The 16,106-nt window shown below is 67.8% G+C and carries 12 protein-coding genes and 1 pseudogene; 7 read left to right on the top strand and 6 right to left on the bottom strand.

The window, feature by feature from the left end; translation table 11 throughout:
- Positions 1-274 precede the first annotated feature (274 nt).
- Complete coding sequence (locus FVP33_RS15640; RefSeq protein ID WP_187270758.1) at positions 275-3,430, top strand: beta-phosphoglucomutase family hydrolase; 3,156 nt, start codon at positions 275-277, stop codon at positions 3,428-3,430.
- Positions 3,431-3,592: 162 nt separating this feature from the next.
- Here FVP33_RS15640 and FVP33_RS15635 read toward each other — a convergent pair whose 3' ends face one another.
- The 3 genes and pseudogenes from FVP33_RS15635 to FVP33_RS15625 form a co-directional block, all read right to left on the bottom strand.
- Entirely contained in the window at positions 3,593-5,092 is a 1,500-nt protein-coding gene (locus tag FVP33_RS15635; RefSeq protein WP_147784622.1) for an APC family permease, read from the bottom strand.
- 139 nt (positions 5,093-5,231) lie between these two features.
- Positions 5,232-6,230, bottom strand: coding sequence for a heparan-alpha-glucosaminide N-acetyltransferase domain-containing protein (locus tag FVP33_RS15630; RefSeq protein WP_147784621.1), 999 nt, complete (start codon positions 6,228-6,230; stop codon positions 5,232-5,234).
- A gap of 322 nt (positions 6,231-6,552) precedes the next feature.
- Positions 6,553-7,446 (bottom strand): annotated as a pseudogene (locus FVP33_RS15625) (aldehyde dehydrogenase family protein); the annotation flags it as partial.
- Between the two features lie 44 nt (positions 7,447-7,490).
- On the opposite strand from FVP33_RS15625, the gene FVP33_RS15620 reads away from it, so the two are divergent.
- Positions 7,491-7,805, top strand: coding sequence for an SDR family oxidoreductase (locus FVP33_RS15620; RefSeq protein WP_187270757.1), 315 nt, complete (start codon positions 7,491-7,493; stop codon positions 7,803-7,805).
- A gap of 66 nt (positions 7,806-7,871) precedes the next feature.
- Here FVP33_RS15620 and FVP33_RS15615 read toward each other — a convergent pair whose 3' ends face one another.
- The 3 genes from FVP33_RS15615 to FVP33_RS15605 form a co-directional block, all read right to left on the bottom strand.
- Positions 7,872-8,615 (bottom strand): SDR family oxidoreductase, encoded by a 744-nt coding sequence (locus FVP33_RS15615; RefSeq protein ID WP_147784618.1) that lies wholly within the window; start codon positions 8,613-8,615, stop codon positions 7,872-7,874.
- A 67-nt stretch (positions 8,616-8,682) separates the two neighbouring features.
- On the bottom strand, positions 8,683-8,991 hold the full coding sequence (locus FVP33_RS15610) for a hypothetical protein (RefSeq protein WP_147784617.1): 309 nt from the start codon (positions 8,989-8,991) through the stop codon (positions 8,683-8,685).
- A 110-nt stretch (positions 8,992-9,101) separates the two neighbouring features.
- Entirely contained in the window at positions 9,102-10,211 is a 1,110-nt protein-coding gene (locus FVP33_RS15605; RefSeq protein WP_147784616.1) for a DNA alkylation repair protein, read from the bottom strand.
- Positions 10,212-10,335: 124 nt separating this feature from the next.
- Between FVP33_RS15605 and FVP33_RS15600 the strand changes: the two genes are divergently transcribed.
- From FVP33_RS15600 to hisD, 5 genes are all read left to right on the top strand, one after another.
- The gene (locus tag FVP33_RS15600; RefSeq protein WP_147784615.1) at positions 10,336-11,196 is read left to right on the top strand and encodes a helix-turn-helix transcriptional regulator; all 861 of its coding nucleotides are present in this window, start codon (positions 10,336-10,338) and stop codon (positions 11,194-11,196) included.
- A 185-nt stretch (positions 11,197-11,381) separates the two neighbouring features.
- Positions 11,382-12,854, top strand: coding sequence for an APC family permease (locus FVP33_RS15595; protein WP_147784614.1), 1,473 nt, complete (start codon positions 11,382-11,384; stop codon positions 12,852-12,854).
- A complete protein-coding gene (locus FVP33_RS15590) occupies positions 12,854-13,684 on the top strand; it encodes a nitrilase-related carbon-nitrogen hydrolase (RefSeq protein WP_147784613.1) in 831 nt (276 codons plus the stop codon). The genes FVP33_RS15595 and FVP33_RS15590 overlap by 1 nt, the downstream gene beginning before the upstream one ends.
- A 53-nt stretch (positions 13,685-13,737) precedes the next feature.
- Positions 13,738-14,652 carry a LysR family transcriptional regulator gene (locus tag FVP33_RS15585; RefSeq protein ID WP_147784612.1) on the top strand — a complete coding sequence of 305 codons (915 nt, stop codon included), beginning with the start codon at positions 13,738-13,740 and terminating at the stop codon, positions 14,650-14,652.
- A gap of 69 nt (positions 14,653-14,721) precedes the next feature.
- Complete coding sequence (gene hisD, locus FVP33_RS15580; RefSeq protein WP_147784611.1) at positions 14,722-16,056, top strand: histidinol dehydrogenase; 1,335 nt, start codon at positions 14,722-14,724, stop codon at positions 16,054-16,056.
- The last annotated feature ends 50 nt before the right edge of the window (positions 16,057-16,106 follow it).

The raw sequence follows: 16,106 nt of genomic DNA, 5'->3' as shown, positions 1-16,106 counted from the left end.
CTGCACTGAAACGACACGATCAACGCGCGTGACCCACATGACGTAAATGTCAACCGGAGGTGTCGCGGCGGATGGTGCCGATTACAGGCTAAACACAGCAATGCTGAAAAACCCCGCACAATTGGCTGGTTGTACCCCTATTCGGGGGTCATTGGACGCGATTGTCCCCCGTTGTGGGGACAGTCGCGTGTGCCGCAATCCGTTGGTCATCCCGGCTCAGCCGGCGGGACCAAAGCCACTGGCGCTCCCGCCCGGTGGCCTCGAGACTCGAACCATGGGCGAGCGGCGGAGCACCACTCACGGGTCCGCCCCGCCGCCATTTGACGCCGTCATCCTCGACCTGGACGGGGTCGTCACCGACACCGCGAGCGTGCATGCCCGGGCGTGGAAGAAGCTCTTCGACGAGGCTCTCCCCCGGCTCGCACCGACGGCCCGCCCCTACGACGAGGCCGATTACCGCAGCCACCTCGACGGTCGCACCAGGGAGGACGGCATCCGGGAGTTCCTCGCCTCGAGGGCGATCGACGAAGACGCCGAGTTGATCGCGAGCCTGGCAGCCCGAAAGCAGCGTCTCTTCGAGGCTGAGCTCTCGACCGCCGGGGTGAGCACGGTGCCGGGCACCATCGAGTTCCTGCGGACGCTGCGCGGGCGTGGCATCCGCACCGCCGTCGCCACATCGAGCCGGAATGCCGCGCGAGTGTTGAAGGCGGCCGGGGTGGCAGACCTCTTCGACGCGCGCGTGGACGGCAACGACCTCCGACGCCTGCGGATCGCCGGCAAGCCGAGCCCCGCCCTGTTTCTCGAGGCCTGCCGCGCCCTCGGGGCTGAACCGGACCGCACGGTCGTCGTCGAGGATGCCGTGTCGGGGATCCGGGCCGGAGCGGCCGGCGGCTTCGGCCTGGTGGTGGGACTCGATCGATACCTCGACAACTCGCCCCTTCAGATCGCCGGCGCCGACGTGGTCGTGCGCGACCTGCGCGACCTTGACCTCGACGCGGCGGCCCACGATGGAGCGACGAGTCAATGGATGCTGCGCTACGACGGATTCGATGCGGCGCAGGAGGGCACCCGAGAGGCGCTGTGCACCCTCGCCAATGGTTACTGGGGAACACGCGGTGCCGCGGCGGAGGCCGATGCCGACGGCGTTCACTACCCCGGCACCTACTTCGCCGGCGTCTACAACACCGTCACGAGCGAACGGGACGGCGTCGCCACCGAGAGCGAGGCCATGGTGAATGCCCCGAGCTGGCTCCCCCTCTGGTTCCGGGTGGATGGCGGGGCCTGGTTCGCGCCGTCGACCGCGCGGCTGCTCGAGTACCGGCAGGAGCTGGACCTGCGCCGAGCCCTGCTGACCCGTGACCTCCGATTCAGCGACGACGAGGGCCGGATCACCCGCGTGCGGTCGCGGCGGCTGGTCTCCCAGGCCAGCGCGCACACCGCGATGATCGAGACGACGATCGAGCCGGAGAACTGGAGCGGGGTCCTCACCGTGCGGTCCGCCATCGACGGCCGGGTGACGAACCGCAACGCCGCCGGGTCGCCCCTGCTCACCCGACGGCACCTCTCGGCCCGGAAGACGCACGAACTCGATGCGGAGAGCATCCTGCTCGAGATGGAGACCATCCGGTCCGGCATCCACATCGCGACCGCCGCCCGCACGAGGGCCTTCGACGGGGCCCACCAGCTGACTCCGACCCGCAGCTTCCTGGTCGACGAGGAGGGCTGGGTCGCCCACGAACTCGACCTCACCGTGAACGCCGGGCACGCCATCCGGATCGAGAAGGTCGTGGTGGTGCGCACCTCCCGGGACCGCGCGATAGCCTCACCGGCCGAGGCCGCCGCGACCCTGCTCGGCCGGACACCGGGCGCGGACGCCCTGCTCGCCGCGCACGAGCGGGCGTGGCGGATTCTCTGGGACGAGTTCCGGGTCGAGTTGCGCTCCGGCGAGCGCCAGTCCCTCGCCCTCAACCTCAACACCTTCCACGTGCTGCAGACCCTCGCCTCGGTGACCGCCGACCTCGACGCCGGTGTCCCGGCGAGAGGGCTGCACGGCGAGGGCTATGGCGGGCACGTCTTCTGGGACGAGCTCTTCGTCTACCCGTCGCTCACCCTCCGCCGACCGGACCTCAGCCGCACCCTGCTCGGCTACCGCTACCGGCGCCTGGACGAGGCCCGGTCGTCCGCGCGCGCCCAGGGCCTGAGCGGGGCGATGTTCCCCTGGCAGAGCGGCATCGACGGTCGAGAGGTCACGCCTCGCGAGCTGTACAACCCGTTGACCGGCGCCTGGATGCCCGACAACTCCTACCGCCAGCGCCACGTCGGCCTGGGGATCGCCTACAGCGCCTGGCAGCACTACCAGTCCACCGGCGACCTGAGCTTCCTGGTGGACCAGGGCGCCGAGCTCGTGATCGAGGTGGCCCGCTACTTCGCGGATCTGGCCACGCACGAGCCGGCCACCGACCGGTACTCGATCAGCGGGGTGATGGGGCCGGACGAGTTTCACGACGGCTACCCGGACCAGCCGGGAGAAGGCCTGCGCAACAATGCCTACACGAACGTGATGGCCGCCTGGGTGCTGCGGCGAGCGGCCGACACCGTGTCGCTCCTGGCCAGCCGTTCGTGTCGGCCGCTCTGGGACCGGCTGGGGCTTCTCGCGACGGAGGCGGATCGCTGGCTGGACATCGGCAGGCGCCTCACCGTGCCGTTCCTCCGCGACGGCGCTATCGCACAGTTCGAGGGCTACGAGAGTCTCGCCGAGCTGGACTGGGAGCGTTACCGAAGCCGCTACGGGTCGATCGGCCGCCTCGACCTGATCCTCAACGCCGAGGGTGACAGCACCAACCGCTACAAGGTGTCTAAACAGCCGGATGCCCTCATGCTGCTCTACCTGTTCTCCGCCGAGGAACTGCGCGAACTCCTCAGCGAGATGGGCTATCCGCTGCCCGCCGAGGCGGTCGTGCGCACCGTGAACCACTACACCGAGCGATCCACCTACGGCTCGACACTGTCCAACGTCGTGCACTCGTGGATCGAGGCGCGGCAGCGGCGGGAGCGATCGTGGGACTTCCTCACCCGGGCGCTCGAGAGCGACCTCTCCGACATCCAGGGCGGCTCGACCAGGGACGGTATCCACGTCGGCGCCATGGCCGGCTCCATCGACATGGTCGGCCGCTGCTACCCGGGGCTGGAGCTGCGGTCCGACATGCTGTGGCTGCATCCCCTGCTGCCCCCGGAGATCGACTCGATCGCGTTCGACTTCACCTACCGGTCACAGCAGCTGCGGCTGGAACTCTCCCATATGCTGCTCACCGTCACGGTGGAGAGCAGCGGCGCGGCCCCGATCACGGTGGTGGTGGACGGCCATCGCTCCGAGCTCGCGCCGGGGCAGTCGATGAAGTACGTGCTCGATGGCACCGGAGGCTTGCCCTGAGGGCACAGTGCCCCGCGCCTCACGGCTCTCGCTGCGCAACTCTCGCCGGTGGCGGGGGAAACGGTCTCGCGGAGGGAGTCCGACTCCCTCCGCGAGCACATTTTCCCGCCCAGGCGTGACACGACTCCCTCCGTGAGGCAGAGTGGCGTCCGCCGTTGCGCTCTACTTCGAGAGGCCTCGCAGCATCTCGGCGACCTGCACGGCGTCGCCCTGGGGGGCGTCGGAGTGGCGGTCGGGCCGTGCCAGGAAAAGGTAGAGCAGGCCGGTGCCGACGACGACGCCCAGTCCGATCAGCACGATCCAGTCGTTGAGAATCACTCCGCTGCGGCCGGGCCAGGCCAGCAGCAGCATCGCGGCGATCCCGTACAGCAGCGCCGCGACGTTCACCGCGAAGCCGACGCGACCGAGGTTGAACGGCCCGGCCGGCCGCCAGCCCTTGAGCCGCTGCCGGAGGGAGGCGAGAACCACGGCCTGGAATGCCACGTAGATACCGATGACCGCGAACGCGGTGACCTGGTTGAGCAGCCCATCCGGGCCGACGTAGATGAGCAGGCAGATGAGCACCGGGATGCCACACGCCACGATGAGTGCGTTGATCGGCACCTTGCTCTTGGGCGAGACCCTCGCCAGCCAGCGGTGGCCGGGGACCATCCCGTCGCGTCCGAAGGAGAACAGCAGCCGGCTCGCCGCGGCCTGCAGGCTCAGCACGCAGGACAGGAAGGCGGTGAGTGCCACCACCAGGAAGATCTTCTCCCCCACCGAACCGAGACTCGATGCGAGGATGTGCGGGATCGGATCCGGGTCCTTGCCGCTGACGATCGACGCGAGGTCTGGCGCGGCGAGCACGTAGCCGCCGAACGCGAACAGCGCGGAGACTCCGCCGACGAGGATCGTCATGATCATGGCCTTCGGTATCTGCCGTGCCGGGTTCTCGACCTCCTCCGCGACATCCCCGCAGGCCTCGAAGCCGTAGAACAGGAACAGTCCGGCGAGCGCTGCGCCGAGGAAGGCGCCGAAGTAGCTGCCCTTCCCCTCCACGCCCATGCTGTTGAAGAACACCTCGAAGCCCTGGTGCCGCTGGAAGATCAGCAGGTAGAGCCCGACACCGATCACGCCGACGAGTTCAGCCGCAAGCCCGATCTTGGCGACCCGGGCGAGAGTCTTCGTTCCAGTGAAGTTGAGCCCGAGCGCGACGAGGAGCAACACGAGAGAGAGCAGGAGGGTGATCTCCTTGGTCAGGACGAAGCCGAACAGGCTGGCAAAGAATCCGCTGCCGAATTCCGCGATCGCGGTGATCGACACGATCATGGCCCAGATGTAGATCCACGCGGCCATCCAGGCGTAACGCCGACCCCAGAGCCGGCGCGTCCAGGGATAGATGCCGCCGTGGATCGGATACTGCGACACGACCTCGCCGAACACGAGGGACACGAGCAGCTGGCCGGAACCCACGATCACGAGCCAGAAGATCGACGGCGGGCCGCCGGCACTGAGCGCGAGTGCGAAGAGCGAGTAGACCCCGACGAGGGGCGAGAGGTAGGTGAAGCCGAGGGCGAAGTTGCCCCACAGACTCATCGACCGGTGGAAGGAATCCTGGTAACCGAGGGCCTCAAGGTGTTCGCTGTCACCAAGGGTTCTGCCTTCGGGCTTTTCTTCTGGCATCTTTGCCTTTCAGATCTGTCCGGCGGGTGCCTGATGCGCCCCGCCGATGACACCCAATATGTCGAGCCAAACCTAGCGCCGCCCACACCCCAGTCGACCCGAATTGGCCGTCGACAAGTCAGTCCGCGTGTCGCGGCGACTACAGCCCGAGCCGCAGACTGCGCCGGTGCAGCCACCAGGCCACCGCGGACAGCACGGTGAGGATGACGATCAGTTGCAGCGCGGCGAGCCAGCCGGGTGCCGCCGTGTACCACCACGCCACGGGCGGCACCACGACGAGGGAGAGAATCACCAGATGCAGGAAGTAGAGCGCGAGCGAGTTCTCGCCCCACCAGCAGAAGAGTCCGGTGGCCGCCGAGGCGAATCGGGCGCCGAACTCGAACGCCAGGAAGACGATGGCACTGATCGCCAGGGTGATCAAGACGAAGCTCAGCGACACCCGATTCTTGCTCACCGGCACGATCAGCGCGGAGAGTGTCGCCGCGACGGCCAGCGCGGCGCAGCAGACGGCGTAGGGGGCGCGCCCGCTGCGCCAGACATCCGCCACCGCCGTGGACAGCACCAGTAGCGCCGCCCAGGACAGCGCGCCGAACAGACCCCCGTGCACGCTGTGCAGGACGGTCGCGAGCATCGACACACCGAGCACGTACTGGTAGGCGATGAGCAGCAGCACTCCGATGACGAAGCGCGCCCAGGTCGGAAGCCGGACCACCGCCAGGCAGATCAGGCCGGCCACCCCGAGAGCCTGAAGCACTCCCCAGTCGGTGGGCACACCGGATGCCGTCGTCCCGCCCGCGATGAGGGCGCCGATGCCGATCAGGGCGAGATACCTGACGATGAAATGCCGATAGGCGGCCGCGGTGCCGTCCCGGGCCCGCCGCGTGAAGGAGGGGCCATAGTTCAAACCGACGACGAACACGAAGGCTGAGGCGACCGTGTCCGCCACGGTGAAGCCGATGTCGGGGGCGTGCTTGAGGAACGCGGGAACGATCTGAACGCCGCTGAGATAGTCGCCGCCCACCATCAGGATCACGAGCACGCCCCTGAAGCGGTCGATCGCAAGGTTCCTCGTTGATTCTTGCGCCGAGCGCGGCAGCGCGTTCGACTCCCCACGCTCGACTCCGGTGCCGGCTCGCATGGTGCCAACCGTACCGCTAGCGGGCTCTCCGGTGACATTGGCTCACCGCTCCAGGCCACGGAAGGCGAAGCGGCGCGTGCATTGCCGCCCAGCGTTCTGGACCGCGTTGCGCACCGAGTGGGCAAAAGTGGCGCCAAATGCGCAGCAGTGGCGCCACTATTGCCCACTCACGGATGTCGCGGGGTGCAGGGGCCAGCGGATGGGCTTCTCGGTGGGGCGGGGGGGACTTGAAGCCCTGACCGACGGATCTTATCCGCTGTCCTCGGCCCACCCACTTTCCCCGTCTCCCGCCGCGAACGGATACCTCTCGCGAAATGAGCTTCTAGAGCTGGATCGCTTTGACCTCGGTGAATTCTTCGAGGCCGGCATGGCCCATCTCGCGGCCGTTTCCCGACTGCTTATAGCCGCCGAAGGGGGCGAGGGGGTTGAAGTCGGCCCCGTTGATGTAGACCTGACCCACGTGCAAGCGCTTTGCGATGGCGAGGGCGTGCTGGTGCTCACCGTAGATGGACGCGGTCAGGCCGTAGACGGTGCCGTCGGCGATCGCGATGGCGTCTTCTTCGCGAGCATACGCGATGACCGTCAATACGGGCCCGAAAATCTCCTCTTGCGCAATTGTGGCGCCAGGGTCGACGTTGGTGAAGATGGTCGGGCGTATGAACGCTCCGTTTTCGAATCCCGGAATTCGCCCGGGTCCGCCGATAGCGACGGTCGCTCCTTCGGCGATCCCTCGCTCGATGTATCCGTTGACGCGTTCCCACTGAGCCTCCGAAGCGACCGGTCCTACCCGGGTCGTTTCCGCATTCGGATCGCCTACCGCATAGGCGGCGGCTCCGGCGACGAGCTTGCCGACGATCTCGTCGTGCAGGGCCGCCGGGACGAGAAGTCTCGCCCATGCTCCGCAGGCCTGGCCGCTGTTGCTGAAGATGTTCATCAGCGTTGCATCGACGGCGGCGTCGATGTCTGCGCCCTCAAGCACGATATTCGCGGTCTTGCCTCCGAGTTCCAGCCCGACGCGTTTCACCGTGGCCGACGCTGCAACGGAGATGCGTTTGCCTGCAGCGGTGGAGCCGGTGAAGGAGATCATGTCGATGCCGGGATGGGCGGACATGGCCTCCCCCACGACAGGTCCAGACCCGTACACGATGTTGAGCACCCCGTCGGGCAGTCCAGCAACCTGTGCTGCGGCGGCGAGGATCGGTGCCGTCAACGGCGCGAGGTCGGCGGGCGAAGCTGGGTCCGATTCGTGTCATTCCCGTGATGCGCACTCAGCCCATCGCAGCCAGAGAAGTCGCCAACCGCCTGATCGAGCTTGCAGAAGGCTCCGCCGTCGGCCGCTCCCGGGACCTCGCCGGCCCGCAGGCAGAACACCTCATCGAACTCGCCCGTGCGTACGCTGACGCGGCAGGACTCCCCGGGACGATCGTCTCCATCCCGCTGCCTGGCGTCATGGGCACCGCAATGCGCACCGGAGCGCTGCTCCCGGACAGCACCGCGCAAACAGGGATCGCCACCTTCGCAGAATGGCTCAATGCGCAAGACCTCCGCAATTCGTCTCCCCGGCCCCCTGCTTGAGCCCGGTCACACGGGAGGTCCAGCCGCCCGCGCCCGGCCCCAGCGGCCGCGCCAGCCATCAGACAATCACCCTTGCAGCGTCGGCCGGATGACGATCTCGTTGACATCTACCGACCTGGGCTGGGCGACCGCGTAGCCGATGGCTTCAGCGACAGCAGATGCCGGCAACCCCAGTTGCCGGGTCGCGGCCTGCGCGGCGGCTTGGCTGGCTTCGTCGCCGCCACGGTCGGCGAGTTCGCTGACCGTGAGGCCGGGACTGATCACCGTGACACGCACTACGGTGCTCTCCTGGCGCAGTCCCTCCGAGAGCGCGCGCACGGCGAACTTCGTCGCACTGTAGACCGCTGCCGTCGGGTCGACCCGGTGACCCGAAACGGACGCGACGTTGACGATGTGACCGTGTCCCTGCGCCTCCATCAGCGGCAGCACCACGGCGAGGCCGTGCAGCGTACCGCGTAGGTTCACGTCGATCATCTGGTTCCACTCGTCGATGCGCAGAGCGTTAAGCTGCGACAGCGGCATAACGCCGGCGTTGTTGACGAGCACGTCGATACGGCTGTGCAGCGCCAGCGCTGTCTCGGCGAAGGCCTGCACGCTGGCCAGATCGGTCACGTCGAGTTCGGCGCAGTCGGCACGACCTCCGGCCGTCCTGATCCCGTCGACCACGGCGGCGAGCTTGTCGGTACGCCGGGCGCCGAGCACGACCGGGTAGCCGAGCGACGCGAGGTGCCTCGCGGTCGCTTCGCCGATACCGCTGCTCGCGCCGGTGATGAGAACGGCTCCGCCGTCGTGGGGCGTGGTCGTGGTCATGAGGTCTCGTTGAGGTGTGGGGTTGCGCGGGAGTCGCCCGCGATTGGGCGGTACGCGGTGGGCGATCTCAGTTGCCATCGACGCGGTGCAGCACGGTCGTCAGGTTCCAGTCGACGCTGGAGTGGTCGATGGTGGCGTGCACGGGCGAGCCGGCCATTTCGCCGCTGATGCCGGCGGCACCGGCGCGGGCGTGTTCCATGCTGTCGTACGCGACGATGTCGATGATGGTGCCGTCGCCGGTTTCGAGGATCCGGCGCCATTCGAAGCCGGGCTGGCGCGCCAGGTATTCGTCGATGTCGGCGTTGGCCGTGACGAAGTCGGCGGCAGTGCGGCCGGCGGCCGGGCGGAGGGTGGTCACTTCGAGGATCTCGGTCATGATGGGGCAGCTCTCTCTGTCAGTCATGCAGGGTCTGGTTTCCAGTCTCGGTGCGGTGCACCGAGGGAAGAAGGCCGGAGGAACCTAGGTGCGCCGCACCCTGTCGGCGGTCACGCCTCAGGCAGGAGCTCGAACTCCGCTCGTCCCATCACGATGCCGTTCACCTGCAGTTCGATGGCGTGCGGTCCGGGATAGTAGCGGCGAGTCGTGATCGCGCGGAATGAGTGGCTACGCGTGCGATCGAGGCGATCGCCCGGTGCAAGCGTCGCGGTGGTCAGCTTGAACGTCTTGCCGGTCTGTGTGCCGTTGGCCTTCCTGTGGTGCACGATGTAGTCGATGGCCAGGCGGGCCGGCACGTCACCGTTGTTGGTCACGCCGACGGCGAAACGCGCGGTTCCGCCGAAGGATACAGCCGCGGCATCCAGAACGGGGCCGTCGACGGCGATCGACACTGCCGGAGCGAACCCGAGCAGCGACAGGGCGTCGGGGTCGCCGCGCTTGATCAGTGTCCGCAGCCCGCGGGCGACCAGTCGCGCGGTGTTCTCGTCGGGGTGCGCGAGCCAGGCCCGCGCCGTCTCGACGACGATCGCCGGTTGCTGACGGCTGAGGTCGTTGAGATGGTTGGCGACCGAACGCCGCACGTATTCGCTGGGGTCGCGGTAGAGCGCGGTGATGATCGGCAGTGTCGCCCGCGGGTGGGTCAGGAGCCCTTGCACCCGTGTCGACCACGGCAGGAAGGCACGGGTGCCCTCGGAGGCGAGGCGTCGGATATCGACGTCGGGAGATGCGGTCCAGGTCTGGATCACGGAGAGCGCCCGATCGAGGTCGTGGTCGAGCAGGCTGCGGATCGCAAACTCGGAGGTGAGCCGCGAGGTGAGTTCGGCAAGCAGTTGCAGGGCGTCGTCGAAGGCTGCGCCGGTGTTCTCCCCGATGGCCTTAGTGGCCACAGCTCCCGTGACAGGCCAGATCAACCAGCCGCCGAACATCGGACCACCGTGCTGGGCCCGCCGGATCGTCGCGACGAACGATCCATAGTCGCCGGGCAGGTCAAGAAGAAGGGCGTCTCTGAGCAGGTCGCTTCGTTCGCGCAGAGAGAGGGGCGCCAGACTCGTCGACGCCGATTGCAGGCTGGTCAGCGCTGCGGTCGGCGCCGCGACATGGATCGCCCGCACCAGGGCGTTGGCCGTGTGGGGTCCGATGAGTTCGTCGGCGAAGGGCATGGGTCGGCTCTCTGTTTGCGGCTGTCACCTCAGATTGCCCCAACTACCCGGGGCGCAGGAGGCCGCGGTTCCCTAGGTGCACCGCACCTAGGGAACCGCGAGACCTCGCGACTAGGTTGGCATAGTGCACACTCTCACTGGCAATGCATTGGGCGAATTCCTGCGAGCGAGCCGCGGCAACCTCGACCCGGAAGAAGCCGGCCTCGCGGGTGGGCGCGGAACCCGCCGGGTCGCCGGCCTCCGTCGTGAAGAGGTGGCCGTGCTGGCCGGGGTCAGCGCTGACTACTACGCGCGGCTCGAGCAGGGCCGCGAGCGCAGTCCTTCGTCGCAGGTTCTCGATGCAATCGCGCGCGCATTGCGGCTCGATAGGGATTCACGGGGGCACCTCTACCGCCTCGCCGGAATGAACCCGAGTTTGCGGGCCGGAAGCTCGCGCGACCTCGTCGACCCCGCGCTACTGACGCTGCTCGATTCCTTCCCCGCCGCTGCCGCGTACGTGCTCGGGCCGTCGTTCGACATCCTGGCGACCAACTCCGCCGCCGCCGCCTTGTTGGCGCCGTTCGCGCAACCCGGCGCCGACGGCCCTCTCAACATGGTGCGCGTGCTGTTCCTGCACCCCGACGCGAAGTCCGTCTTCATCGAGTGGGACTCCGTGACGCGGGCGACCGTGCACGCCCTGCGCCTGAACGCGGGGTACGACCCCAACAATCCCGCCATCATGGCGCTACTCGACGAACTGCTGCCCGTCGACGCGTTCCGCACGCTGTGGAACGACCAGACGGTCACCGGTCTCGCCCGGGCGTACAAGGTCTTCGTGCACCCCTCGGTCGGCCGCATAGAACTGACCTACCAGACGTTCGAAGTTCGGGATGCCCCGGGGCAGCAGCTGCTCGTCGGCACTCCCGCGATCGGCAGCTCGAGCGCCGACGCTCTCGCGTTGCTCGGCACGCTGCACGCGACTGCCACTCGCGACATCCACGCGTAGCGGCTGCTCAGCCGTCGCTCCTGCGGTGGGCGCTCAGCGCGCAGTCCGCCTCGCGCCGGTCTTCCCACGGGCGCGAGTCGGGGGCTAAGTATAGGTAAAGCCGATAGGGCAACGCGGAATACTCGCTCTTGTTCGAGGTGGGGCGGGTCTCTATCGTGAAGACGACCCAGCCCAGAGGAGTTCGAATGGCCATCCCGCACGTCACACCCACCCAAGGAACCCTGAAGCGAGAGCTGAAGGTGGCCGACGCCGCCGCCTTCTCCGTCGGCCTGATCGGCCCGGTCGGCGTGATGGCCCTGTTGGGCGCCGGCGCCGCGAGCATCCTCGGCGGCGGCGCGACCTGGGCCTTCATCTTCGCCCTGGTCGCCGTCGCCCTGGTCGCCTACGGCTTCGTAAAACTCTCGAGGCACATCTCGCATACCGGCTCGGTGTACGCGACGGTCGGGCTGACCCTCGGCCCGCGGGCCGGATTCCTGGCCGGTTGGGCGCTCTTTCTCGGCTACGTCACGATCGGGGCGGGTTCCGGAATCGAGATCGGCCTCTTCGTCACCCAGTTGCTGAAGGCCTTCGGGATGAGCTTCGACCCGGACTGGGTCTGGGTCACCATCGTCGCGCTGGCCCTGGTGGTGGTGCTCGGTCGCCGGGAGGTGCACGTGATCACCCGCATCCTGCTCTACGCCGAGCTGATCGGCGCGGTGTTCGTCGTGATCCTCGACCTCGTGATCCTCGTGCGAGTCGGCACCGGAACCGCCCCCGGAGGGCAGACCTTCTCCTGGAAGTTCCTCGAACTGCCCGCCGGAACCGACATCGGCATCATCGCGGCGGCCGCCGTATTCGGATTCCTCGCGTTCGCCGGTTTCGAAGGAGCCGCGACCCTCGGTGAGGAGACCTCCAACCCGAAACGGGACATCCCCCGCGCTCTGAAGATCGCGATCATCGTCGTCGGCGCGTTCTATCTGCTGTCGATCATCGCCCAGTCCCTCGGCTACGGTCTCGACGCCGCCGGGGTGAAGAAGTTCGGCGGCTCCAGCGCACCATACGGCGAGTTGGCCGGAGCCTACGTCGGCACCTGGCTCGCCGACATCCTCACGGTGGCCGCGACCATCAGCCTGTTCGCCATCTTCGTCGGCACCCTTTCCGGAGCCTCGCGGGTACTGTTCGCCCTCGCCCGCGACACCGGCAGCACCAGCCGCCTCGCCCGGGTGAGCGCCAATGGCTCGCCCACCGCCGCACTGTCCGTCGTGGCCGTTCTCGCCCTCATCGTCATCGTCATCGAACGACTGACCGGCGCGGCGGTGCTGGACGCCACGTTCTGGGCTCTCACCATCGGCACCATCGCCCTGCTCGTCGCTTACGTACTCGCCACGGTGGGGGCCGTCCGGTTCCTGTTCTTCGGAAAGACCGGCACCACGTCAAAATGGCAGATCGTCGTGCCGATCCTGGCCCTGATGCTGGTGCTCTACACCCTCTACAAGAATGCCGTCGGTCTGGAGGCGCCATACAGCTGGTTCCCGTACATGGTCGCCGCCTGGTTGATCATCGGCGTCGCGATCTCGTTCCGGAAGGGGCTCACCGCGAACATCGCCATTAGTCTCGAGAGAATGACTTCGACGCCGGAGGAATTCGGCGTTGATGCCGCTAAGGAGATCGTGATCTGATGACCCGGATTGCCGCCGTTCAACTCTCTCCCACGATCGCGAATGTGCGGGCGAATCGCGATATGGCAGCGGCGGCGATCGCGGGCGCCCTCGCCGACGGTGCGGACGTCGTCGTGCTGCCGGAACTGACGACATCCGGCTACGTGTTTGACAGCGTGGAGGAGTTGCGGTCCGTCGCGCTGACGGCGGATGATCCGCTGTTCCACGAGTGGGCGACGATGGCCGCAACCCGCCCGGGGAGCGTGATCGTCGCCGGCTTCGCGGAATCCGGGGCGGATGGCGCCCTGTACAACAGCGCGGCGGTCGTCACGGCCGCCGGAGTGCTCGGCGTCTACCGCAAGGTGCACCTGTGGGACCAGGAGAAACGGTTCTTCACTGCCGGTTCTGACGCACCGCTCCTGGTCGAAACGGCCCACGGCCGACTGGGCGTGATGATCTGCTTCGATCTCGAGTTCCCGGAGTGGACGCGAATCGCAGGGCTGGCCGGCACCGAAATCCTTGCCGTTCCCACGAATTGGCCCCACGTGGACCGCCCGGACGGCGAGCGGGCCCCGGAGGTGCAGATCGCGATGGCGGCGGCGCGCGTCAACCGTATGGCGATCGTCTGCTCGGATCGCGCCGGCGCCGAGCGCGGGGTCGCGTGGAACGAAGGCACGAGCATCATCGACGCGGACGGCTGGGTGGTCGACTCAGTCGGCCCCGGAGACGGCATCGCGTGGGCCGACATCGACGCGTCCCTGTCCCGGGACAAGAGACTGGCCGAGTTGTCCGATGCCTTCGTGGATCGTCGTCCCGACCTGTATTCGAAGTTCACGCGCTCGCCATCCTGAATCGTCGCCAGAAGGCAGACCGCGAGCAGCACCAGCGCTCATAAGCTTCAGCTATGACACTGATCCAGATGCGTGTGTTCCTGATGGCGGCCCAGTTGGGGTCGTTCACCGCCGCGGCGGCGGCCCTGCACATGGCGCAGCCGTCGGTGTCCGAGTTCGTGAAGCGCATCGAGGACGCCTACGGGATGCGCCTGTTCGTGCGCGGCGGACGCCGGCTCATCCTCACCCGGGCGGGCGAGGAGCTGCTGCCCCTGGCCGAGCAGACCGTGGCCAATGCGGATGCCGCCGATCGCGCCATGCGGGCGGTCGCGTCATTGAGCGCGGGTGTCGCCAGTTTCGGGCTGCTTCGCAACGCCAACTACTACTCGCTCGCCGAACTGCTAATCCAGTTCACCGAGAGCTATCCGGGCGTGCGGCTGCGCGTCGTCGGACTCAATTCCGTCGAGGTGGCACGATCGGTCGTCACCGGCGAGCTGGAAGCGGGACTCGTGGTGCTACCGATCGACAGCGAGGGGCTCAGCGTGACGCCTCTGCGTCGCGACGAGGTGCTCTACGCGAGCGCGGATCCCACCCATCTCGAATCACCGGTAACGATCGCCGACATGTCCGAACGCAACCTGATCCTCTACGACGCCCACTATGGCTGGCGGGACCCCACGCGCAGGCAGATCACCGAACGCGCCCAACTTCTGGGCATCGTGCTCGAAGCTCGCATCGAGGTCGAACAGGTCGAGTCGGCCCTGGCGCTGGTGTCGGCGGGGGGCGGCGACACCTTCGTCGCCCGCGCAGTGGCCGAGAGCGGCAAGTGCCCGCCGAACATCGGATTCGTGCCGTTCGCCGAGCCGCTCTACGACACGGTCGCGCTCATCCATCGGGAGAACGCGGTGCTCTCCCCCGCCACCGCCGAGCTCATCCGGTTTGCTCGGCGCATGCTCGACGAACCAGAGAAGGCGCCCAGCTCGCCATAGTGAAAACCTATTGCTGAGGCGGAATCTCTCCCCGTTGTGACTGAGGTTGTCCGTTCATAGACTTCACAAATGCTCCAGACGACCACAGTCCTCGCCCGCCTCGACGGCCATTTCTCCCGCGTCAAGATCCCGTCGGTGACCGCGCCCGCCGCCCAGCGGAACCCCGCGGTCATCGAGACGGTGTCCGCCATGCTCGCCGACATCGGCGAACGCGGGCTGGAGGCGGTGCGCCGCTATGCCCGCTCCCTCGACGGCTGGGAGGCCGCCGATTTCGAGGTATCCGCCGAAGACCTGGCACACAGCGGCGACGCGCTCTCGCCCGAACTTCGCGCCGCGATCGAGTTGGGCGCCTCGCGCACCCAGGCATTCGCCCGCGAACAGCGGCGCGGCCTGCACGACTTCGACGTGGAACTGGTTCCCGGCATCATCACGGGCCAGCGTTATATCCCCGTCGGATCGGTCGGCGCCTACCTGCCGGCCGGGCAGTTCCCGCTGACGGCGAGCGCGTTCATGACGGTCGGCGTGGCCAAGGCCGCGGGAGTTCCCAACGTCATCGCCTGCACCCCGCCCGGGCCGGATGGCAAGCCGAACAATGCCGTGCTCTACGCGGCGCACGTGTCGGGCGTCGACCGGGTGTTCTGCATCGGCGGGGTCCAGGCCCTCGCGGCCATGGCGTTCGGGCTGCTCACCGGAACGCCCGTGGACATGCTCGTGGGCGCGGGCAACGCGTTCGTCGCCGAAGCGAAGAGGCAGCTCTTCGGAACCGTGTCGATCGATCTGCTCGCCGGGCCGTCGGAGGTCGCCGTCCTCGCCGATGACGCCGCCGAGGCCGACATCGTGGCCGCGGATCTGCTCGGCCAGGCCGAGCACGGGGTCAACTCACCGGCGGCCCTCGTCACGACGTCGCCCGCGCTCGCCGATGCCGTCCTCGTCGAGGTGGACCGCCAGCTCACCCACCTGTCGACGGCCCACATCGCCGGCCCGGCTTGGCGCGATTTCGGATCCGTCACCGTGGCGGACAGCGCGGATGTCGCGATCACCCTGATGGACGACCTCGCCCCGGAGCACCTGGAACTGATCACCTCCGACGACGACTACTACTTCGAACGCCTCCGCAACTACGGATCCCTGTTCATCGGCCCGTGGAGCACGGTCGCCTACTCCGACAAGGGGATGGCGGGGACGAACCACGTGCTGCCGACCGCGGGCGGCGCCAAACACAGCGCCGGACTGTCCGTGTCCCGCTTCCTGAAGCCGCTGACCTTCCAGCGTGTGGCCCGCGAGGCCACACCGCAGCTCGCCGACGCGGTCGCGGTCATCTCCGCGTCGGAGGGAATGGCCGCGCACCAGGCGACCGCGACCATGCGCACTGCCCGATTCGAGTCGGCGCTGACTGTCGCGTGAGTCGCGCGGTGCGCATCGGCGTGGGCACGCTGAACAGCATTCCGTGAGAA

Origin of the sequence: Lacisediminihabitans profunda (genome assembly GCF_008040105.1) — a bacterium.
In the GTDB taxonomy this organism is placed as follows: Bacteria; Actinomycetota; Actinomycetes; order Actinomycetales; family Microbacteriaceae; genus Lacisediminihabitans; species Lacisediminihabitans profunda.
Note: the sequence above shows the minus strand (reverse complement) of the source record. Positions and strands in the feature narration are given on the sequence as shown.